Source organism: Pseudomonas sp. FYR_2 (genome assembly GCF_043106425.1).
GTDB classification, from domain to species: Bacteria; Pseudomonadota; Gammaproteobacteria; order Pseudomonadales; family Pseudomonadaceae; genus Aquipseudomonas; species Aquipseudomonas monteilii.
Map to the genome: position 1 here is coordinate 1 of NZ_JBICMM010000024.1, position 20,825 is coordinate 20,825.

At 62.7% G+C, this 20,825-nt stretch carries 23 protein-coding genes; 12 read left to right on the forward strand and 11 right to left on the reverse strand.

The window, feature by feature from the left end; genetic code table 11:
• Positions 1-388: 388 nt before the first annotated feature.
• Positions 389-1,276: a threonine/homoserine exporter RhtA gene (gene rhtA / locus ACF8R4_RS11840; protein ID WP_392492464.1), complete on the forward strand. Its 888-nt coding sequence runs from the start codon at positions 389-391 to the stop codon at positions 1,274-1,276.
• A gap of 193 nt (positions 1,277-1,469) precedes the next feature.
• Entirely contained in the window at positions 1,470-1,751 is a 282-nt protein-coding gene (locus ACF8R4_RS11845; protein ID WP_016714998.1) for a hypothetical protein, read from the forward strand.
• A 39-nt stretch (positions 1,752-1,790) separates the two neighbouring features.
• Here ACF8R4_RS11845 and ACF8R4_RS11850 read toward each other — a convergent pair whose 3' ends face one another.
• The gene (locus tag ACF8R4_RS11850) at positions 1,791-3,599 is read right to left on the reverse strand and encodes an aminopeptidase P family protein (protein WP_392492466.1); all 1,809 of its coding nucleotides are present in this window, start codon (positions 3,597-3,599) and stop codon (positions 1,791-1,793) included.
• A gap of 220 nt (positions 3,600-3,819) precedes the next feature.
• On the opposite strand from ACF8R4_RS11850, the gene ACF8R4_RS11855 reads away from it, so the two are divergent.
• On the forward strand, positions 3,820-4,935 hold the full coding sequence (locus ACF8R4_RS11855) for a DUF3182 family protein (RefSeq protein ID WP_060500567.1): 1,116 nt from the start codon (positions 3,820-3,822) through the stop codon (positions 4,933-4,935).
• A complete protein-coding gene (locus ACF8R4_RS11860; RefSeq protein ID WP_060500565.1) occupies positions 4,919-5,689 on the forward strand; it encodes a S9 family peptidase in 771 nt (256 codons plus the stop codon). The genes ACF8R4_RS11855 and ACF8R4_RS11860 overlap by 17 nt, the downstream gene beginning before the upstream one ends.
• On the opposite strand, the gene ACF8R4_RS11865 is transcribed toward ACF8R4_RS11860, so the two are convergent.
• Together ACF8R4_RS11865 and ACF8R4_RS11870 are read right to left on the reverse strand one after the other, a co-directional pair.
• Positions 5,668-6,048 (reverse strand): antibiotic biosynthesis monooxygenase, encoded by a 381-nt coding sequence (locus ACF8R4_RS11865; protein ID WP_060500563.1) that lies wholly within the window; start codon positions 6,046-6,048, stop codon positions 5,668-5,670. The two genes, ACF8R4_RS11860 and ACF8R4_RS11865, sit on opposite strands and share 22 nt — an antisense overlap.
• Positions 6,049-6,102: 54 nt before the next feature.
• A complete protein-coding gene (locus ACF8R4_RS11870; RefSeq protein WP_104835191.1) occupies positions 6,103-7,122 on the reverse strand; it encodes a GlxA family transcriptional regulator in 1,020 nt (339 codons plus the stop codon).
• A gap of 82 nt (positions 7,123-7,204) precedes the next feature.
• Between ACF8R4_RS11870 and ACF8R4_RS11875 the strand changes: the two genes are divergently transcribed.
• Entirely contained in the window at positions 7,205-7,753 is a 549-nt protein-coding gene (locus tag ACF8R4_RS11875) for a cysteine hydrolase family protein (protein ID WP_060500558.1), read from the forward strand.
• A 48-nt stretch (positions 7,754-7,801) separates the two neighbouring features.
• On the opposite strand, the gene ACF8R4_RS11880 is transcribed toward ACF8R4_RS11875, so the two are convergent.
• The gene (locus ACF8R4_RS11880) at positions 7,802-8,365 is read right to left on the reverse strand and encodes a helix-turn-helix domain-containing protein (RefSeq protein ID WP_392492469.1); all 564 of its coding nucleotides are present in this window, start codon (positions 8,363-8,365) and stop codon (positions 7,802-7,804) included.
• 83 nt (positions 8,366-8,448) lie between these two features.
• On the opposite strand from ACF8R4_RS11880, the gene ACF8R4_RS11885 reads away from it, so the two are divergent.
• The 7 genes from ACF8R4_RS11885 (at position 8,449) to ACF8R4_RS11915 (ending at position 15,603) form a co-directional block, all read left to right on the forward strand.
• The gene (locus ACF8R4_RS11885; protein WP_060500548.1) at positions 8,449-9,396 is read left to right on the forward strand and encodes a DMT family transporter; all 948 of its coding nucleotides are present in this window, start codon (positions 8,449-8,451) and stop codon (positions 9,394-9,396) included.
• A gap of 149 nt (positions 9,397-9,545) precedes the next feature.
• Positions 9,546-12,461 carry a monovalent cation/H+ antiporter subunit A gene (locus ACF8R4_RS11890; protein WP_104835194.1) on the forward strand — a complete coding sequence of 972 codons (2,916 nt, stop codon included), beginning with the start codon at positions 9,546-9,548 and terminating at the stop codon, positions 12,459-12,461.
• Entirely contained in the window at positions 12,461-12,805 is a 345-nt protein-coding gene (locus ACF8R4_RS11895; RefSeq protein ID WP_003250128.1) for a Na+/H+ antiporter subunit C, read from the forward strand. Before ACF8R4_RS11890 ends, ACF8R4_RS11895 begins: the two co-directional genes overlap by 1 nt.
• Entirely contained in the window at positions 12,802-14,481 is a 1,680-nt protein-coding gene (locus ACF8R4_RS11900; RefSeq protein WP_392492472.1) for a monovalent cation/H+ antiporter subunit D, read from the forward strand. The genes ACF8R4_RS11895 and ACF8R4_RS11900 overlap by 4 nt, the downstream gene beginning before the upstream one ends.
• The gene (locus ACF8R4_RS11905) at positions 14,478-14,966 is read left to right on the forward strand and encodes a Na+/H+ antiporter subunit E (RefSeq protein WP_060500536.1); all 489 of its coding nucleotides are present in this window, start codon (positions 14,478-14,480) and stop codon (positions 14,964-14,966) included. Before ACF8R4_RS11900 ends, ACF8R4_RS11905 begins: the two co-directional genes overlap by 4 nt.
• Positions 14,963-15,241 (forward strand): K+/H+ antiporter subunit F, encoded by a 279-nt coding sequence (locus ACF8R4_RS11910; RefSeq protein WP_003250109.1) that lies wholly within the window; start codon positions 14,963-14,965, stop codon positions 15,239-15,241. The genes ACF8R4_RS11905 and ACF8R4_RS11910 overlap by 4 nt, the downstream gene beginning before the upstream one ends.
• Positions 15,238-15,603 carry a Na+/H+ antiporter subunit G gene (locus ACF8R4_RS11915; RefSeq protein WP_060500534.1) on the forward strand — a complete coding sequence of 122 codons (366 nt, stop codon included), beginning with the start codon at positions 15,238-15,240 and terminating at the stop codon, positions 15,601-15,603. The genes ACF8R4_RS11910 and ACF8R4_RS11915 overlap by 4 nt, the downstream gene beginning before the upstream one ends.
• Positions 15,604-15,613: 10 nt before the next feature.
• Here the strand turns inward: ACF8R4_RS11915 and ACF8R4_RS11920 are convergent, their stop codons facing one another.
• The 7 genes from ACF8R4_RS11920 to ACF8R4_RS11950 all read right to left on the reverse strand — a co-directional run bounded on the left by ACF8R4_RS11920 (position 15,614) and on the right by ACF8R4_RS11950 (position 20,817).
• A complete protein-coding gene (locus tag ACF8R4_RS11920) occupies positions 15,614-15,826 on the reverse strand; it encodes a hypothetical protein (RefSeq protein WP_392492473.1) in 213 nt (70 codons plus the stop codon).
• The gene (locus ACF8R4_RS11925; RefSeq protein WP_060500527.1) at positions 15,823-16,293 is read right to left on the reverse strand and encodes a hypothetical protein; all 471 of its coding nucleotides are present in this window, start codon (positions 16,291-16,293) and stop codon (positions 15,823-15,825) included. The genes ACF8R4_RS11920 and ACF8R4_RS11925 overlap by 4 nt, the downstream gene beginning before the upstream one ends.
• A gap of 345 nt (positions 16,294-16,638) precedes the next feature.
• Positions 16,639-16,833, reverse strand: a complete 195-nt coding sequence (locus ACF8R4_RS11930) for a hypothetical protein (RefSeq protein WP_012271507.1) — start codon at positions 16,831-16,833, stop codon at positions 16,639-16,641.
• Positions 16,834-17,011: 178 nt separating this feature from the next.
• Entirely contained in the window at positions 17,012-17,416 is a 405-nt protein-coding gene (locus tag ACF8R4_RS11935) for a TraR/DksA family transcriptional regulator (RefSeq protein WP_003250099.1), read from the reverse strand.
• Between the two features lie 284 nt (positions 17,417-17,700).
• Entirely contained in the window at positions 17,701-18,474 is a 774-nt protein-coding gene (locus ACF8R4_RS11940; protein WP_060500526.1) for an enoyl-CoA hydratase, read from the reverse strand.
• Between the two features lie 13 nt (positions 18,475-18,487).
• The gene (locus tag ACF8R4_RS11945) at positions 18,488-19,615 is read right to left on the reverse strand and encodes an acyl-CoA dehydrogenase (RefSeq protein WP_392492476.1); all 1,128 of its coding nucleotides are present in this window, start codon (positions 19,613-19,615) and stop codon (positions 18,488-18,490) included.
• An 8-nt stretch (positions 19,616-19,623) separates the two neighbouring features.
• The gene (locus ACF8R4_RS11950) at positions 19,624-20,817 is read right to left on the reverse strand and encodes an acetyl-CoA C-acyltransferase (protein ID WP_060500524.1); all 1,194 of its coding nucleotides are present in this window, start codon (positions 20,815-20,817) and stop codon (positions 19,624-19,626) included.
• Positions 20,818-20,825 lie beyond the last annotated feature (8 nt).

The following is a 20,825-nucleotide window of genomic DNA, read 5'->3' on the forward strand; positions in this document are numbered from 1 at the left end:
CTGATAATCTTTTTGACTATCAGTCCGTACTCACAAGCACCCACACGAATTGCTTGATTCGATTTGTTAAAGAGCGTTTGGTTAAGAGCTTTTCGTCTCAACCGAGGCGCGCATTCTACGCTTTCCTCAGAGCCTGTCAAGCGTTTATTTTGAAGTTTTTTGCGAGAAACTCGTTTAGCTTCAAACACTTGACTCAACAGGGTCGCTAGCTTTGCTTCGCTACCGCGTTGGAGTGGTGCGCATTATAGGGCCGCCTTCAAGGAGGTCAACCCTTAATTTCAATGTTTTGAAATATTTATGCCGAAGGCGCTTCAGGGCTACCACGCGCCCCATCAATTGCGCACTATATTGCTCATCACCCACCCCGCCCAAGGATCGCCGCGCAGAAATGAACACCCAGCCCCGCAGCCTGGCCGCCACCTTCTTCCCGATTGGGCTGCTGCTTATCGCCATGGCATCGATTCAATCGGGTGCCTCCCTGGCCAAAAGCATGTTCCCCATTATCGGCGCACAAGGCACCACCGCCCTGCGCCTGATATTCGCCAGCATCATCATGCTGCTTATATTGCGCCCGTGGCGGGTACGCATGACCGCCAACACCCTGCGTAACGTGGTCATCTATGGCATGGCCCTGGGTGGCATGAACTTCCTCTTCTATATGGCGCTGCAAACGGTGCCCATCGGCATTGCCGTTGCACTGGAGTTCACCGGGCCGCTCGCCGTGGCGATCTTCTCTTCACGCCGGCCAATCGACTTTCTGTGGATTGCCCTGGCCATCGCCGGCCTGCTGCTGTTGCTGCCAGCAGGGCACAGTGGCCAGGCACTCGACCCGGCCGGTGCTATCTACGCGCTGGGGGCTGGCGTGTGCTGGGCCCTGTACATTCTGTTCGGCCAGCGTGCCGGGGCCGAACACGGCATCCAGAGCGCCGCGCTCGGCGTGGTGGTCGCTGCACTGTTCGTCGCCCCCATCGGCATTGTCCACGCGGGCAGTGCGCTGCTCACGCCCGCTGTCATCCCCATGGCGTTGGGCGTGGCGATACTGTCCACCGCACTGCCCTACAGCCTGGAGATGGTTGCCCTCACGCGCATTCCGGCTCGGACCTTCGGCACCCTCATGAGCATCGAACCGGCGTTCGGGGCGTTGTCCGGCCTGCTCTTCCTGGGCGAAGTGCTGACGGTTACCCAATGGCTGGCGATTCTGGCAATTATTACGGCCTCTGTCGGCACCACGCTCTCCATGCGCAAGGAGCCCGCCCCAGCCGTCGCAGCAGACTGATATGAGAAATATTTTCATTTGAGACAGGATTAAAGATTGTAGCGATCCGTCTCGCTGATTAAGCTGTCACAGAATCATCATCTTTACGCTATCTACTGAACCGAACAGGGACGCTGGGGAAATTTCAGGAAGAACCGAAGCGATAACGACAGGGCCAGACGACAGCTGATCGGCCCTGCATTTAAGGACAGGAATGAAACGTATTTTTCTCATCCTGGCCATCTTGGCTATTGCTGGATGTGCCGCCACGGCCAAGACTGAGGTCAAGAGGGGCAAGAAGGGCCTGCATATCAACTGCTCCGGCCTCTCCTCTTCGTGGGACAACTGCTACAGCAAAGCCGCGAGCTCTTGCAGCACACGCGGCTACCGGGTCATCGCACGCTCGGGCGACAGCGATGAAGAAGCCGGCGATTACTTGTTCGGCATCAACCCGGCGGGTTACACCAGCCGCAGCATGATCGTCATCTGCAAGTAGAAAAAAGGGCAGCTCACAAGCTGCCCTTTTCATTTGCCGTTACAGCGGCGCGGTACGCGTCTCTAGCCAGGCCAAGGCGTCACCCTTGAGCAACGGCGCCAGGCGCTCACGCACCGTGGTGTGATAGCGGTTCAACCACTCCACCTCTTCTTTTGACAGCTGTTCGGCTAGCAGGCAGCGGGTGTCGATCGGGCACAATGTCAACGTCTCGAAGTTCAGGAAGCCGCCAAATGCGCTGTTGCCGGCTTCGCGATTGACCACCAGGTTCTCGATGCGTACACCCCATTGCCCCGGGCGATACGTACCTGGCTCGATCGAGCTGATCATGCCCGCCTGCATCGCCGTCTGCGGTGCAGGTGCCGCCTGGTAGGCAATGACCTGTGGCCCTTCATGCACATTCATGAAGTAACCTACCCCATGCCCGGTACCGTGGCCGTAATCCACCTGGTCTGCCCAGATCGGTGCACGAGCAATGGCGTCGAGCAACGGCGACAGCACCCCACGCGGAAAGGTGGCACGCGACAGGGCAATCATGCCCTTGAGTACCCGGGTGCAATCCTGCTTCTGCGGGTGGCTGGGGTTGCCCACCGGCACCATGCGTGTGATGTCGGTGGTGCCGCCCAGGTACTGCCCGCCCGAATCGATCAGCAAAAGCCCGTCGCCCTCGATGACCGCGTGCGACTGCTCGGTAGCGCGGTAATGCGGCATGGCACCGTTGCCATTGAAGGCAGCAATGGTCGAGAAACTCAGCGATACGAAACCCGGGCGCCGAGCACGGGCGGCACTCAGTCGCTCGTCAATCATCAGCTCGGTGATAGTCTCTTTGCCCAGGCTGGCCTCGAACCAGGCGAAGAATTCGCACAAGGCCGCACCGTCCTGCTCCATGACCTGACGGATGTGAACAAGGTCTTCATCACCTTTGCATGACTTGCTCAGGGTGGTGGGGTTGATCCCCTCGATCAGCACAACCTCTGCCGAACGGTTTTCCAGCAGGCCACAGGTGACCCGTGCCGGGTCCACCAGCAACCTGCTACCGGCCGGTACGGCACCTAAAGCCTTGCCAGCCTCGCTGTAGTCGCGCACCTCGATGCCGTCGACTGCCAGCACTTGGCGCAAATGCGCATCCATCTTGTCCTGGCCAACGAACAGGATGGCCTGCTGCTGATTGATCAAGGCAAAGGCCAGGAACACCGGGTTGTAGGAAACATCGCTGCCACGCAGGTTGAACAGCCAGGCGATGTCATCGAGGGTCGCAATGAAATGCCAGTTCGCGCCCTTGGCTTGCATGCCTTGGCGCAACTGCGTGAGTTTTTCCGCCCGGCTCACCGTGGCATGAGGTGGCAAGTGCTGGTACACCGGGTTGCCGGGCAACGCCGGGCGCCCATCCCAGACCTGCTCCAGCAAGTCCTTGTCAGTCACCAACCGCGCACCACGCACTTTCAACCGTTCGACCAACTGGCGTGCCGAAGCCAACGCCATGACCGCACCATCCACCGCGACACTGCCGTTGAGCTCGACGTTTTCACCCAGCCACTCCAGTGCCCCGGGTTTGCCCGGCAAAAGCTTCATCAGCTCAATACCGCTGCCAGCCAACTCATGTTCCGCCTGCTCCCAGTAGCGGCTATCTACCCACAAGCCGGCAAACCCCGGGGTAACTACCAGTGTGCCGACCGAGCCGTGGAAACCCGAGAGCCACTGACGCCCCTGCCAGTAACCGGGCAGGTATTCGGAAAGGTGGGGGTCGGCCGAAGGCACCAGCAAGGCATCGATGCCCTCTGCCGCCATGGCCTGGCGCACGCGTGCCAGGCGCTGTGGCACGCTTTGCTCAAGGGTGGTCTGGACGTTCATGCGCTCTCCTGCGGCAACATCACGGTTGATCCAATGTGCCGATAATGGAACAGCCGCCAGAACCCTGCAATCGCGACGACCAAGACACGGCATGCATTGCCCGCCACGCCTTGCACTAATCAGACACTTCATACAAGGCGCTCAGGACCACCGATCAAGTCCCGCTGAACTTCCGCAAAGGGGCGGCTTCACACACAGTACACTCACTGCCCACAGGCAAATGACCATGCCCAGTGCCTGGCATTCGAAAACCGGCGTGGTGCTGCTCGACACCCGCGAGAAAACGCCCGAGCATGAGCACGCCGTGCACCTCAAGCTTGCCGACGGCCTCGCCCGCCTGCTGGGTTGCCCACATGTGCTCAGGCAGCAGGCCAACACCAACGATAACTACTACTTCGTGCCCACCGAGACCCTGATCGACCACAGGCGCTATGCCGCCCTGGGTATTCTTGGCGAACAGGATCTGTTTGGCGGCCTGGTGTCCTACCCCCACATGGCGACCAAGGCAATCTCCCACCCGCTGCCGGCCAAGGCCAGCTTCCCACCGGGCTGGACCGATGCCTTCGCCCAACAGGCTTGTGATGCACTGCTGCGCGGCTACACCGTGTTCAGCAAAGCCGATGCGCGCACTGCCGCACAGTTGCTGCTGCTCGACGGCCCGCTACGGGTCAAGCCGGTACTGGCGAGCGCAGGCCGCGGACAACATGTCATCAGCACAGCGGACGCACTGGAACCCCTACTGGACGATATGGACGAACAGGCGCTGGCCGTGTGGGGGCTGGTACTCGAAGAAGACCTGAACGACGTAAAAACCTTCAGCGTCGGCCAAGTGCGCGTCGCGGGGCTGACATGCAGCTATCACGGTACCCAACAGCTGACCCATGACCACCAGGGCATCGAGGTGTATGGCGGCTCCGACCTTGTGGTGGTACGTGGCGACTATCAAGCGCTGCTGGAACTCCCCCTGGAAGACCACCTGCGCCTGGCGATCAACCAGGCCATGACCTACGAGCAGGCTGCCGAGCAGCACTTCCCTGGCTTCATCGCCTCACGGCGCAACTACGACATCGCTCGCGGCATGAGCCCTCAGGGCCACCTGCGTAGCGGTGTGCTCGAGCAATCCTGGCGCTTGGGCGGTGCCAGCAGTGCCGAGTTGCTGGCCCTGCAGGCATTTGCCGATGACCCGGCATTGCAGCAGGTGCATGCCTCCACTCACGAAGTGTTCGGCACGCCCGACCTGCCCGCTGATGCCACCCTCTTCTACCAAGGAAACGACAGTGAACTCGGACAATTCAGCAAATTTGCACGGATTCGCGAACATGGCCGTTCAGAGTGAAACCGTTGAACTGCAAGTCGACAACGACAGCATTGTCGGCACCCTGGTCAGCCCCGGCAGCAAGATGCCGGGCATCCTCTTCGTGCACGGTTGGGGCGGAAGCCAGCAGCGTGATCTGGCCCGGGCCCGGCACATCACCGGGCTGGGCTGCGTGTGCATGACCTTCGACCTTCGCGGGCACGAAAAGACCGAAAGCCAACGCCTGACAGTCACGCGTGAACAAAACCTGCATGACCTGATGGTGGCCTACGACCGGCTGCTGAGCCATCCAGCCGTGGACAGTAGCGCCATCGCCATCATCGGCAGCAGTTATGGTGGCTACCTGGCAACGCTGCTGACCCGCCAACGGCCAGTCAAATGGCTGGCCCTGCGGGTACCCGCCATGTATTGGGACGACGAATGGAACACCCCTAAGCAAACCCTCGACCGCCAACGCCTGAACGCCTACCGGCAGCAATCGCTTGGCCCGGCGGACAACCGTGCACTGGCAGCGTGCGCCGAGTTCGACGGGGACGTTTTGCTGGTAGAGTCCGAACAGGACGACTATGTACCGCACAGCACACTGATGAGCTACCGCTCGGCATTCATCAGCGCCCATTCACTCACCCATCGCATCGTCGACGGGGCCGACCACGCGCTGTCCAGCGAACAGAGCCAGAAAGCCTACAGCTCAATCCTGGCAGCCTGGATCAGCGAAATGGTCATCGGTGCCCGACTGGACCGCTACCCGCATTACGCGCCTTGGTATGCCTGAAGCTCGCCTACCTGACAATGCAGGCCGCCATCGGCGCCGCGCACCAGACTGCGCAGCGTCTGGTAGGCTGCAAAGTTCACCCCGCGCGCCTGATGCTGCCCCAGCAGCTCAAGGAAGGGCTCCTCAACGAAGTACACGGCCGCCGCCGACCAGGCCTGGCGTGACCGCCATTGCAGGTATTGCAGCACCCGGCTGCCATCGTCACTGGCCTGGACACTGACACCCTGCAGCCCTTCACAGCGCGCAGCAAGCGCTTCGCTGCGCGCCACCAAGGCCTGAGCCAATGCTTGTTGGCACATGCTAGGCACTTCGTACTCGATCATCTGGGTGAACCAAAGGGCATGAGGGATTGCCGACATCGGCGGTCTCCTGGTAACGGACGCATGCAGCGCGATGCCGAGCAGGGTAAAACCTCAAGTAAAGTCAAGGTCAAGTGGTTTATGCGTCCCCTCACCTGATACCGCAAAACGCCGCCGGTAGTCACTCGGCGTCAGGCCGGTAATGCGCTGGAACACCTTGCGAAACGCACCCGGGTCCTGGTAACCGACACCCCAGGCAATCTGTTCGACGTTGCGCCGGGTGAACTCCAGCAAACGGCAGGCTCGCCCTACCCTCACCTGCTGGCAATACTCGGTCGGCCGCAGCCCGGTGGCGGCACGAAAGCGCCGCAGGAAGGTGCGCGCTTCCAGCCCCGCGCACGCAGCCATCGCCGCAAGGTCAGCATCCTGCCCGCCATTGCCCTGCAACCAATGTTGCACCTTTAACACGGCCTCGTCGCCGTGGTCCAGGCGCGGGCTGAAGAGTGCTCCGGGCAAGGGCACTGTCGTCGGCTCGACTGCCAGGTAGCGAGCGGTCTCTCGCGCCACCGTCGCCCCAAGAAATCGCTCCAGCAGACGCAAGCCCAGGTCAGTCCAGGCCATCAACCCTGCCGAGGTCACGATATCGCCGTCGTCCAGCAACGGCTGCCGGGCCTCTACCCGCACCTTGGGGAAGCGCTGGGCCAGGGCATGTACGTAGTTCCAGTGGGTGCAGGCCGGGCGCCCGTCGAGTAGCCCACTGGCGGCAATGAAAAACACCCCGATGCAAACCGAAGCCAGCACCGTACCGCGCCCGTGCAACTGGCACAGCGACGCGCGGTGACGGTCAAGCAGCTCGGCTTGCGGGGCCGACTCAAGGCTTGGTGGAATGATCAATACACCCAGGCCCGGTGCAGCGGTCGCTGAGCTATCCGGGGTTGGCAGCAACTGCCCTGCTTCATCGGCCTGCCAGAAGCTGACCCGAATGTGCGGCAGCTCGACAGCCCCCAGTTCGGCCGCAACCCGGTTGGCCACCAGGAACAGGTCGGCCAGGCCGTATACGGCCGCGCGCTGCACGCCGGGGTACAGCAGCAGACCGATGTCCAGGCTGGCGGGGATGTCAGTTTTTGCCCGCATAGTGTCGTTCGCGCCAATCCTCAGGTTCGTGCACACAGCCTATAACTAACGCCTACCAACGACTACTGCCACAGGAGGCAGCATGAGCAAGCAGGCGCTGATCATCATCGACATCCAGAACGACTATTTCCCGGGCGGCAAATGGACCCTCGATGGCGCCGACGAGGCGGCCGACAACGCTGCCCGGTTGCTGGCAGCCGCGCGCCAGCGCGGCGACCTGGTGGTGCATGTACGCCATGAGTTCGACAGTGCAGATGCACCCTTCTTTGCACCGGGCTCGCAGGGCGCGGCCATTCACGCCAAGGTCGAACCGGCAGCAGGCGAGCCGGTGGTGCTCAAACACAAGGTCAACGCCTTCCTCGGTACCGACCTTGAGCACACGCTGGACCGGCATGGCGTCGAGGCCCTGACCATCGTCGGCAGCATGAGCCATATGTGCATCGATGCCGCCACCCGTGCTGCGGCCGACCTGGGTTACGAGGTGACCGTGGCGCACGATGCCTGTGCGACCCTGCCGCTGGCGTTCGACGGCAGACAGGTACCGGCGGCGCAGGTTCATGATTCGGCGATGGCGGCGCTGGCATTTGCCTATGCAAAGGTCGTGAAGACCGATGAGTTGCTTGAAGGCTGATCGGCTCGAAAGCTTTGGGGCTATGCATCAGCCCCAAAGCTTGCAGGCTCAAATCACCACATTACGCACGAACCGCACCGCCACCGCCCCATCATTGCGGTATGCATACCGGCAGTTGCTGGGAAACACATGGAACTGCCCAACCAGCAAACGACGCTCGACCCCTTCGATGATCAACGTCAGCTGCCCTTGCGCCACATAAATCTGCTCGCTCCAGCCTTCGGCATCGGCCTCGCTGGAATAGCACTCGCCAGGCGCCAAGGTCCACTCCCACAGCTCCACCTCACGCCGCGCCGGGCTGGTGCCAAGCAACACTGCGCGACTCTGCGGATGCTTACCCGCCCAGGCCAGCTCTTCGATACGCCCGGGATCACGCCGATCAGGCGCCTGGATCAAGGTACTGAATGCCACCCCAAAGGCTTCGGCGATCAAGTCCAGCGTGGTCAGGCTGACGTTCTTTTCCCCCGCCTCGATCGCCACCAGCATGCGCCGGCTAACCCCGGAGCGCTCGGCCAACGTCGTCTGGCTCATGCCGGCCGCGTTGCGCAGGCTGCGCACATTGAGGCTGACATGTTGAAGCACCGATGCGCGGTGCGCGGAATCTTTGTGCACTATATTGCTCACTGGTCGAGATTGCGCAGTATACTGCCCACTTTGCGGCGATTGTGCGCCGCCCCCTTCGAGTGCGCAAGACCATGAGCCAGGCCAGCAACAAACCGACCCCCACCGTCACTTTTCGACTCAGCAAGGCTGAACTGGTACTGGTGTTCATCACCATGCTGTGGGGCGGCACCTTCCTGCTGGTGCACAACGTGATGACCGTCAGTGGCCCGATGTTCTTCGTCGGCTTGCGCTTTGCTGCAGCTGCACTGTTCGTGGGCGTGGTCTCGGCGCGGGCGTTGCCAGGGCTGACCTTCACCGAGCTCAAGGCCGGCATGCTGATCGGCGTATCGATCATGCTCGGCTATGGCTTGCAAACCATGGGCCTGCAAACCATCAGCAGCAGCCAATCGGCGTTCATCACTGCACTGTACGTGCCGTTCGTGCCACTGCTGCAGTGGCTGGTACTGGGCCGACGGCCAGGCCTGATGCCCAGCATCGGCATTTGCCTGGCGTTCATCGGCCTGATGCTGCTGGCCGGGCCGGAAGGCGGCAGCCTGCATTTCAGCGAGGGCGAGGTGGTCACCTTGGTCAGCGCAGTGGCCATCGCCGGCGAAATCATCCTGATCAGCCGCTACGCCGGCCAGGTCGACGTGCGCCGGGTTACCGTGGTGCAACTGGCGACCGCGTCGTTGCTGGCATTTCTGATGATCGTGCCCACCCAGGAGCGTATCCCCGACTTCTCCTGGCTGCTGCTGGGCAGCGCCGTAGGCCTGGGCGCCATGAGCGCAGTCATCCAGGTGGCGATGAACTGGGCACAAAAGTCGGTTTCCCCCACCCGGGCCACGCTCATCTACGCCGGTGAGCCAGTGTGGGCCGGAATCGTCGGGCGCCTGGCGGGCGAACGCCTGCCGGGCGTGGCACTGCTCGGTGGCCTGCTGATCGTGATCGCGGTGGTGGTGAGCGAGCTCAAAGTACGTCGAGCACGCGCCACCGAGGCACGCGATGTACAGAATGAAGGCGAACGCCAGGCGGAGCTGTGAAGTCGCTAACAGCAGCTATGCTTTGTAAACAAATGTTATAAAAAAACAGCTTGTCACAGCCTGTTTGTAGGATTCTGCGACAGCTTGCGTGTTGGTGATCACCCCCTCGGCACGTATGATCTTTGCAAACTTCTCCAGAATAGGCCGCTATGTCATTGATAGTGCTATTGCTTCTGCCGTTCGTGGGCAGTTGCCTGGCAGCCGTGCTGCCGCACAACGCACGTAACGCCGAGTCCATTCTTGCCGGGCTCGTAGCCCTGGTCGGTACCGTCCAGGTAGCACTGCTGTACCCCCAGGTTGCCCATGGCGGTGTGATTCGCGAAGAGTTCCTGTGGCTGCCCAGCCTGGGGCTCAACCTGGTACTGCGCATGGACGGCTTCGCCTGGCTGTTCTCGCTGCTGGTACTGGGCATCGGCACGCTGGTGTCGCTGTACGCGCGCTACTACATGTCACCGCAAGACCCGGTACCGCGCTTCTTCGCCTTCTTCCTGGCCTTCATGGGCGCCATGCTTGGCCTGGTGATCTCCGGCAACCTGATTCAGCTGGTGTTCTTCTGGGAGCTCACCAGCCTGTTCTCCTTCCTGCTGATTGGCTACTGGCACCACCGCGCCGACGCCCGTCGTGGTGCCTACATGGCGCTGATGGTGACCGGTGCAGGCGGCTTGTGCCTGCTGGTCGGGGCCCTGCTGCTCGGCCATGTGGTCGGCAGCTACGACCTGGACAAGGTCCTGGCTGCCGGCGATACCATCCGCCAGCATGCGCTGTACCCGGTGCTGCTGCCCCTGATTCTCATCGGCGCCCTGAGCAAGAGCGCACAGTTCCCCTTCCAGTTCTGGCTGCCCCACGCCATGGCAGCGCCCACGCCGGTATCGGCCTATTTGCACTCTGCCACCATGGTCAAGGCCGGGGTGTTCCTGCTGGCGCGGCTGTGGCCGGTGCTTTCCGGCAGCGAAGAATGGTTCTGGATCGTCGGCGGTGCCGGTGCCCTCACCCTGCTGCTCGGCGCGTTCGCCGCCATGTTCCAGAACGACCTCAAGGGCCTGCTGGCCTATTCGACCATCAGCCACCTGGGCCTGATTACCCTGCTGCTGGGCCTGAACAGCCCACTGGCTGCCGTTGCAGCGGTGTTCCACATTCTCAACCATGCCACGTTCAAGGCCTCGCTGTTCATGGCCGCCGGCATCATCGACCACGAAAGCGGTACACGCGACATCCGCCGCCTCAGCGGCCTGATCCGCCTGGTGCCCTACACCGCGACCCTGGCCATGGTGGCCAGCGCCTCGATGGCTGGCGTGCCGCTGATGAACGGCTTCCTGTCCAAGGAAATGTTCTTCGCCGAAACCGTATTCATCAGTTCCACCGCGTGGGTCGAAGCCACCCTGCCCGTGATCGCCACCCTGGCTGGCACCTTCAGCGTGGCGTATGCCCTGCGCTTTACCGTCGATGTGTTCTTCGGGCCGACCGCCCAGGACCTGCCCCACACCCCGCACGAGCCGCCACGCTGGATGCGTGCGCCGGTCGAACTGCTGGTGCTCACCTGCCTGGTAGTGGGGATCTTCCCTGCCCAGTCGGTCGGCCCACTGCTGGCCGCTGCGGCGCTACCGGTGGTAGGCGGCACCCTGCCGGAGTACAGCCTGGCGATCTGGCATGGCTGGAACGCACCGCTGATCATGAGCCTGGTAGCCATGAGCGGCGGTATCGTGCTGTACCTGTTGCTGCGCAAGCAGCTGCGCCTGGGCCGCTTCCCCTACCCGCCGGTGATCGAGCGCTTCAACGGCAAGCGCCTGTTCGAGCACGGGCAGGTTCACCTGATGGTGCTGGCGCGTCGCGTCGAGCGCCTGTTCACCTCTCGCCGCCTGCAATCGCAGCTGTTCATGCTGGTGGTCGCCGCCTTTCTCGCAGGCCTCACGCCCATGCTCTACAGCGGGCTGAGCTGGGGCGACCGGCCGAAAATTCCGGGCTCGGGCGTGTTCGTCGCACTGTGGCTGATCGCCATTGCCTGCGCCATCGGCGCCGCCTACCAGGCCAAGTACCACCGCCTGGCGGCACTGATCATGGTCAGTGTCTGCGGCCTGATGACCTGCATCACCTTTGTCTGGTTCTCCGCGCCTGACCTGGCCCTGACCCAGCTGGTGGTGGAAGTGGTCACGACTGTGCTGATCCTGCTGGGCCTGCGCTGGCTGCCACGGCGTATCGAAGGCGTATCGCCACTGCCGGGTAGCCTGGAGCGCGCGCGCATGCGCCGCCTGCGCGACCTGCTGCTGGCCGTGCTGGTGGGTGGCGGCATGGCCGTGCTGTCCTACGCCATGCTGACCCGGCCAACGCCCAACGACATCTCATCGTTCTACCTAAGCCGTGCGCTGCCCCAAGGCGGCGGCACCAACGTGGTCAACGTGATGCTGGTGGACTTCCGCGGCTTCGACACCCTCGGTGAAATCACCGTGCTGGTGGCCGTGGCGCTGACCGTGTTCGCCCTGCTGCGCCGCTTCCGCCCACCCAAAGAGAGCATGCAACTGCCGGCGCAGCAGCGCCAGCTGGCACCCGACGTGGTCACCGACCTGATCAACCCACGGCATGCCACCGACACCGCCCTGGGCTTCATGATGGTGCCTGCCGTGCTGGTGCGCCTGCTGCTGCCCGTCGCGCTACTGGTCTCGATGTACCTGTTCATGCGGGGTCACAACCAGCCGGGCGGCGGCTTTGTCGCCGGCCTGGTGATGTCGGTGGCGTTCATCCTGCAGTACATGGTGGCCGGTACCCAGTGGGTCGAAGCGCAGATGAGCCTGCGCCCGCTGCGCTGGATGGGCACCGGGCTGCTGTGCGCGACCCTGACCGGGGTCGGCGCCATACTGCTGGGTTATCCGTTCCTCACTACCCATACTGCCCACCTGCACCTGCCACTGCTGGGTGATGTGCATGTGGCCAGCGCGCTGTTCTTCGATGTCGGCGTATACACCGTGGTGGTCGGCTCGACCTTGCTGATCCTCACGGCCCTGGCGCACCAGTCGGTGCGCGCTTACCGCCCGGGCAACCCGGCGAAAACCAGCCAAGCAGGAGCCGCCTGATGGAAGAAGTGATTGCAGTCGCCATCGGCGTGCTCGCCGCCTCGGGGGTGTGGCTGATCCTGCGCCCCCGTACCTACCAGGTCATCATGGGCCTGTGCCTGCTGTCGTACGGGGTCAACCTGTTCATTTTCAGCATGGGCAGCCTCTTCATCGGCAAAGAGCCAATCATCAAGGACGGCGTCACACAGGACCTGCTGCACTACACCGACCCGCTGCCGCAGGCGCTGGTGCTTACCGCCATCGTCATCAGCTTTGCCATGACCGCGCTGTTTCTGGTGGTGTTGCTGGCCTCACGCGGCCTGACCGGTACCGACCACGTGGATGGCCGGGAGCGTGACGAATGAATGGAATGAGTCAACTGATCGTTGCACCTATCCTGCTGCCGCTGGTCACTGCCGCAGTCATGTTGTTGCTGGGTGAAAAGCACCGGCGGATCAAGGCCCGCCTAAACCTGCTGTCAACCTTCGCCGGCCTGGCAATCGCCGTCAGCCTGCTGCTGTGGGTGCGCACCCAGGGGCATGCAGCGTCGATCGGCGTTTACCTGCCGGGCAACTGGCCGGCACCGTTCGGCATCGTGCTTGTCGTGGACCACTTGTCGGCCCTGCTGCTGACCCTGACCGGGGTTATCGGCTTCAGTGCGCTACTGTTCGCCCGCGCCCGGTGGGACGGTGCCGGGGCAAGCTTCCATGCGCTGTTCCAGATCCAGCTGATGGGCCTCTACGGCGCCTTCCTCACGGCCGACCTGTTCAACCTGTTCGTGTTCTTCGAGGTGCTGCTGGCCGCGTCCTATGGCCTGCTGCTGCATGGCTCGGGCCGCGCCCGGGTGCGGGCCGGCCTGCACTACATCGCCATCAACCTGTTCGCCTCGTCGCTGTTCCTGATCGGCGCCGCCATGCTGTATGGCGTGACTGGCACCCTGAACATGGCCGACCTGGCCCTGAAGATTCCCCTGGTACCAGAGGCCGACCGTGGCCTGCTGCACGCCGGTGCGGCGATCCTGGCGATGGCGTTCCTGGTCAAGGCCGGTATCTGGCCGCTGAACTTCTGGCTGGTGCCCGCCTACGCTTCGGCCAGCGCACCCGTGGCTGCGCTGTTCGCCATCATGACCAAGGTCGGCCTGTATGCCGTGCTGCGCCTGTGGACATTGTTGTTCTCCGGGCAGGCCGGGGCCTCGGCGCATTTCGGCGGCGAATGGCTGGTATACGGCGGCCTGGCCACCCTGGCGGTGGCTGCGGTATCGATCCTGGCTGCACAGCGCCTGGAGCGCATGGCGGCCCTCAGTATCCTGGTCTCGGCTGGCACCCTGCTCGGCGCGGTTGGCTTTGCCCAGGCGCCGCTGACCGGCGCGGCGTTGTTCTATCTGGTCAACTCCACCCTGGCCCTGTGCGCGCTGTTCCTGCTCGCCGAACTGGTCGAACGCTCACGCTCGGCCAATGAGGCGCCCCTGGACGAAGAAGAAGACATGATGCCGCCCCCGCTGGAGTCGCTGCACCCGCCCAAGGGTATCAACCTCGACGACGAGCAAAAGGCGGTGATCGGCCAGATCATCCCGTGGACCATGGCCTTCCTGGGCCTGAGCTTCATCGCCTGCGCGCTGCTCATCATCGGTATGCCGCCACTGTCGGGCTTTGTCGGCAAGCTCAACCTGATCAGCGCGCTGTTCAACCCGCAGGGCCTGGGTGTGCCGGCCGAACAGCCGTTGAGCCCGGCAGGCTGGGGCCTGGTGGCACTGCTGATTCTGTCCGGCATGGCGTCGCTGATCGCCTTTGGCCGCGTGGGCATACAGCGCTTCTGGAAGCCCGAAGAGCGCCCGTCACCCGTGCTGCGCCGCTATGAGTGCCTGCCCATCGTCATCCTGCTCGGCCTGTGCATGGTCCTCAGCCTCAAGGCCGAGCCTTTGCTGCGCTACACCCAGGACACCGCCGCCAGCCTGCAGGCACCGGACGCCTACATCGAAGCCGTGATGGCCGCCCGGCCGATTCCTGGCCCCACCTCGCTCGACGTACAGGTGCAGCCATGAGCCGACTGTTCCCCGCCCCGCTGCTATCGGTTTCGCTGTTCGGCCTCTGGCTGTTGCTGAACCTCTCGGTCAGCCCCGGCAACCTGCTGCTGGGTGCCGCACTGGGTGTGCTGGCACCGCTGCTGATGGCACCGCTGCGTCCGCAGCATGCCCACGTACGTCGGCCGCTGGTCATTGCCCGGCTGATCGGCCGGGTCGGCATTGATGTGATCGTCTCCAACCTGCTGGTGGCTCGCGGCGTACTGCGTGCCGGCAAGCAGCCGCCACGCTCGGCGTTCGTGCACATACCGCTGGCATTGCGCGACCCGCACGGCCTGGCGGCACTTTCGATGATCACCACGGTGGTGCCCGGCACCGTCTGGTCCGAGCTGGCGCTGGACCGCAGTGTCTTGCTGCTGCATGTGTTCAACCTGGACGATGAAGCGGCCTTCATCGAGCACTTCAAGGACACCTACGAACGCCCGCTGATGGAGATCTTCCAATGACAGGCCTGCTCGCCAATGCTGTCCTCGCCAGCCTGTTCATCTTCGCCTTGGCCATGGGCCTGGCGCTGATCCGGCTGTTCCGTGGCCCGTCCGCCCAGGACCGGGTGCTGGCGCTGGACTACCTGTATATCCTGGCCATGCTGACCATGCTGGTGCTGGGGATCCGTTACGCCAGTGACACCTACTTCGAAGGTGCCCTGCTGATTGCGCTGTTCGGCTTCGTCGGCTCGTTTGCCTTGGCCAAGTTCCTGCTGCGCGGAGAGGTGATCGAATGACCGAAACCTTGGTACTGCCCTTCTGGCTGGAGGTGGTCACTGCCGTGCTACTGCTGACCGGCAGCCTGTTCGCCCTGGTGGGTGCCATAGGCCTGGTACGCCTGAAAGACTACTTCCAGCGGATGCACCCACCGGCACTGGCCTCGACCATTGGCGCCTGGTGCGTGGCGCTGGCCTCGATCATCTACTTTTCCTGGCTCAAGGACGCGCCTGTGCTGCACGCCTGGCTGATTCCGATCCTGCTGTCGATCACCGTGCCGGTCACCACGCTCTTGCTGGCACGGGCGGCGCTGTTCCGTAAGCGCATGTCAAAAGAGCCAGTGCCCGAAGAGGTCAGCAGCGGTCGCGACTGCGGTAACTGAAGGTTGCGTCTCACGTTTGGCTGAGGCGCTGCAGCTGCCGCCGGACCATGGCGACATAAGGCGGTGGGCCGAGCCGGTAGAGCTCACCCGCCACCCAGCTCAACCAGGTGCTTTGCAGTTCCTCGCGCCTGGCCAGCAAACGTTCGGCCTCGGCCACGGCATCCGCCTGACGCTGCCGATGAAATTCAGCCCGCGAGGCAGGTGCACCGTCAGCGCCGGTCACTCACTGGCCTTGAAGGTGGTCAGTTCACCCTTGCGCCATTTGGCAACCTTGCCGGTCACCGCCTTGAGCAACTTGCCCAGGCCTTCCTGCACTTGCTGCTGTGCGGCGAACACCAGCATCACGCCCTGGCCCTCACGAAACACGATGCCCTCGCCTTCCGGCACCGAAACGAAGGCGTAATCGCCCACGCCATACACATTCAACTTGATTTCGCGAAAGCGCATTTCCAGCTTGCCACCCTCACGGCTGGGCAATACAGCAGCGCGGAAGTGGTCGCCTACTTTTAGCTCCAGACGTTGCTTGTCATCGACCACCAGTGCACTTTCGGTGTCGATTTCGGCCATGTAAAGGCCTTCTGGATTCTGTTCGGTGACATAGATGAAGCGGCCCTGGAACAGTTGGGCCAATTTACCGCGCAAGTCGCCCAGGGCGAACAATGCATGGGTATCAAGAGTGCTGACTGCCAATGAAGTAATCCTCAACCGGTTACAACCCGCCCTCACCCAAGCTCGGGGAGGCACGGCCATTTCTTATCGATAGGCGAAAAGAGTAATAAAGCGATATACGAAATGTCTGTGCCCGCTGGCGATGCAGCGTGCAGGAATCTTTACTCTGGTTTGCCAGATTCGCCCTCAACCGAAGGCGTTTGGCTCATTCCCGGCGTGGGAAGCGTGATGCCTGAGATCACTCGCCAGAAAGCGCAACCAAGGAAGCGGGCCTGCGAGAACACAAGGCTTGCCATCCCGATGCGCATTACTGTAGGACAAATATGCCCGAAAACACCGAAACCCGTCGAGAGGCAATAAACATTTTCAGGCAGCCAGCCCTTTCTTCAGCTGTTGCTGCCAGGCGGCCTGACATTCCAACGCCTCTTCACGGGTGGCAAATGCAGTACCACGGCGTTCGCCATTGACCAGCACCACCCAGCAGATGCGTTTGCCCAGCGCTTGCAGGGTGGCCGGCACCCCCGAACCAATCATCACGGCTACATCGACTCGGCTATTCATCATTCCCTCCGGAACTTAATTAGCAACCTAACGATATAGCCATGATACGCCTGCTCGTGGCGAGGAAACAGCGCATGCCGGTACAGCAGTGTTACGCACGGGGCAACAAAAACGGCGCCAACGAGAAACGCAAAAAGCCCCAGGGATTGCTCCGTGGGGCTTGGCACCGCGCGCGGGGTTATACCTGGCGCTGGTGGCGGTCGAGCTGCTCGTGGCGCTCCTGGGCTTCGATGCAATACTTGGTGGTCGGGCTGATCAGCAGTCGCTTCAGGCCAATCGGCTCACCGCTGTCATCGCACCAGCCGAAGCTTTCGTCGGCAATACGGTCCAGGGCCATTTCCAGCTGTGGCAGCAGGCGCTGGTCGCGGTCGATGGCATTGACCAGCCAGCTACGCTCTTCTTCGACCGAAGCCACGTCGGCAGGGTCCGACGGAGTGTCCAGGCCTTCGATGGTGGTGCGGCTGAGCTCGATGCGCTCATGGGTTTCGACTTTCATCGCCTGCAGCAGCTCAGTGAAGAAGGCTAGCTGGTCGGCGTTCATGTAGTCATCGGCCGACATGGCCAGCAACTGTTCCTTGGTCATCGATTTCTCTATGAAAAAATGTGCATTTGGGCGATTCATGTGCCGCCGACGCCTTGGCATCGGCAGCGGAATTCTTCAAGCGCCAACCGGCACTCTTTTACAGGGGGCGGCAGTCTAAGGCGCCACGTCGCGTGGAGCAACTGCAAATGGGGCTGAATTTGCCTCAGGTGCTTACAATCCGCTGGTCGGTGCCAGGGAGGTAGCGTTGGGAAAGGCCGTGCTGGCCTGGCGCCGGGCTTCTCCAGGCATGCACCTGGAGGCCCGGCTAAAATCCCCTGCCAGTATTAACGGTCCTTGAACTGCGCCTCGCGCTTGGCGATGAACGCGGCCATGCCTTCTTTCTGGTCTTCAGTGGAGAACGCCGCATGGAACACTCGACGCTCAAAGCGCACACCCTCGCTAAGGGTAACTTCGAACGCCCGGTTGACGCTTTCCTTGACCATCATGCTCACCGGGATCGATTTGCTGGCAATGGTCGCTGCCACCTTCAGCGCCTCTTCCACCAGCTCAGCCTGCGGCACAATCCGCGCCACCAGGCCAGCACGCTCGGCCTCTTCGGCACCCATCAGGCGGCCAGTCAGGCACAGTTCCATGGCCTTGGCCTTGCCCACCGCACGGGTCAGGCGTTGGGTACCGCCCATGCCCGGCAACACGCCGAGGTTGATTTCCGGCTGGCCGAACCTGGCGTTGTCGGCGGCCAGGATAAAATCACACATCATCGCCAGCTCGCAGCCACCGCCCAGGGCAAAGCCAGACACCGCAGCAATGATCGGCTTGCGGCGGTTGGCAATGCGGTCGGCATCGCTGAACAGGTCGTCAACGTAGATCTGCGGGTATTGCAGCCCGGCCATTTCCTTGATGTCGGCGCCAGCGGCAAAGGCCTTGGCCGAACCTGTCAGCACCACGCAGCCGATATTCGGGTCACGCTCCAGCTGGTCCAGGGCCTGGTTGATTTCACCGACAATCTGCGCGTTCAGCGCATTGAGCGCCTGCGGGCGGTTGAGGGTGATCAGGCCGACCTTGCCGTGGATGTCCAACAGGATGGTTTCGAATGCCATGCAGTCTGCTCCTTCAAAGATTGCGCGCAATAACCATGCGCTGAATGTCGCTGGTGCCTTCGTAGATCTGGCAAACCCGAACGTCTCGGTAAATCCGCTCCAGCGGGAAGTCACTCAGATAGCCATAACCGCCCAGGGTCTGCAAGGCATCCGAACAGACCTTTTCGGCCATTTCCGAGGCAAACAGCTTGGCCATCGACGCTTCCACCAGCGCTGGGCGCCCGGCATCACGCAGTGCGGCAGCGTGCAGCACCATCTGCCTGGCTACGGCGATTTTCGTGGCCATGTCGGCCAGGCGGAACGCCACGGCCTGATGCTCGATCAGCGCCTTGCCGAAGCTTTGCCGTTCGTTGGCATAGTCGCGGGCCACTTCGAATGCGGCGCGGGCCATACCCACAGCCTGCGAAGCAATACCGATGCGACCACCCTCAAGGTTGGCCAGGGCGATCTTGTAGCCTTCGCCCTCCGCGCCCAGGCGGTTGGCCACGGGCACACGCACATTGTCGAAAACGATCTGGCACGTGTCGGAGGCATGCTGGCCGAGTTTGTCCTCGACCCGTGCCACCTGGTAGCCCGGCGAATCGGTCGGCACGATGAAGGCGCTAATGCCACGCTTGCCGGCGTCCGGGTCGGTCACGGCAAACACAATCACTACCCCGGCGTTTCGCCCAGAGGTGATGAACTGCTTGCTGCCGTTGAGCACGTAGTGGTCGCCATCAAGCTTTGCACGGGCTTTCAGGCTGCTGGCATCAGAGCCTGCCTGCGGTTCGGTCAGGGCGAAGGCACCGAGCATCGCGCCCGTGGCCAGGGGGGTGAGAAACTGCTCTTTTTGCTGCTCGCTGCCAAAACGCAGAATCGGCACGCAACCTACCGAATTGTGCACGCTCATGATGGTCGAGCAGGCGCCATCACCGGCAGCGATCTCTTCCAGGGCCATGGCATAGGCCACATAACCGGTATCGCTGCCACCCCACTGCTCCGGCACCAGCATGCCGAACAGGCCAAGCTCGGCCATCTCGTCGATGGCCTCTTTCGGAAAGCGGTGTTCCTTGTCCCATTGTTCGGCAAACGGTTTCAGGCGCTCCTGGGCGAAAGCGCGCACGGCGTCGGCGATCTGTTGTTGCTCGTCAGTTACCAGCATGGTTCACCTCAGTACAGGCATTCGACAGCCATGGCCGTCGCTTCGCCGCCGCCAATGCAGATGGCCGCTACACCCCGACGCAGGTTGTTCTGGCGCAGGGCTGACAGCAGGGTGACCAGAATGCGCGCGCCAGAAGCACCGATCGGGTGACCCAGGGCGCAGGCGCCGCCGTGAATGTTGACCTTGTCGTGGGGCAGGTCGAGGTGCTTCATGGCCGCCAGGGTGACCACCGCGAAGGCCTCGTTGATTTCGAACAGGTCGACCTCGGCCAGGTTCCAGCCGGTGCGTTTCATCAGTTTGTCGATGGCCCCGATCGGCGCGGTCGGGAACAGCGCCGGGGTGTCGGCGAATGCGGCGTGGCCATGGATCACCGCCAGCGGCTTGAGGCCACGTTTCTCGGCTTCGGAGCGGCGCATCAGCACCAGCGCGGCAGCACCATCGGAAATCGAGCTGGCGTTGGCTGCCGTCACCGTGCCGCCTTCGCGGAAGGCAGGCTTGAGCTGCGGGATCTTGTCCAGGCGCGCCTTGGGCGGCTGCTCGTCATCCTTGATGACGCGTTTTTCCTTACCCTCGGTGACTTCCACCGGCACGATCTCGGCGGCAAAGCGGCCGCTCTTGATCGCGTCCTGGGCACGGGTCAGCGAGGCGATGGCGAACCGGTCCTGGGCTTCGCGGCTGAAGGCATTGGCTTGGGCGCAGTCCTCGGCGAAGGTGCCCATCAGGCGGCCTTTGTCGTAGGCGTCTTCCAGGCCGTCCATGAACATGTGGTCGATGATCTTGCCGTGGCCCATGCGGTATCCGCCACGGGCTTTGTCCAGCAGATAGGGGGCGTTGGTCATGCTCTCCATGCCACCCGCTACCACCACGTCTGCGGTACCGGCCAGCAGCAAGTCATGAGCCATGATCGCGGCTTGCATGCCCGAGCCACACATCTTGTTCAGGGTGGTGCAGGTGGTGTGCTTGTCCAGCCCGGCGCCCAGCGCCGCCTGACGCGCCGGTGCCTGGCCCTGGCCGGCAGGCAGCACGCAGCCGAACAGCACCTGCTCGACGCTGGCAGCGTCGATGCCGGCGCGCTCCACGGCGCCGCGAATGGCCGCACTGCCCAGTTGTGGCGCGGTCAGGCTTTTAAGGTCGCCCTGCAGGCCGCCCATGGGCGTGCGCACGGCGCTGACGATTACGATTGGGTCATTAGCGAGGGTCATGTTCGCTC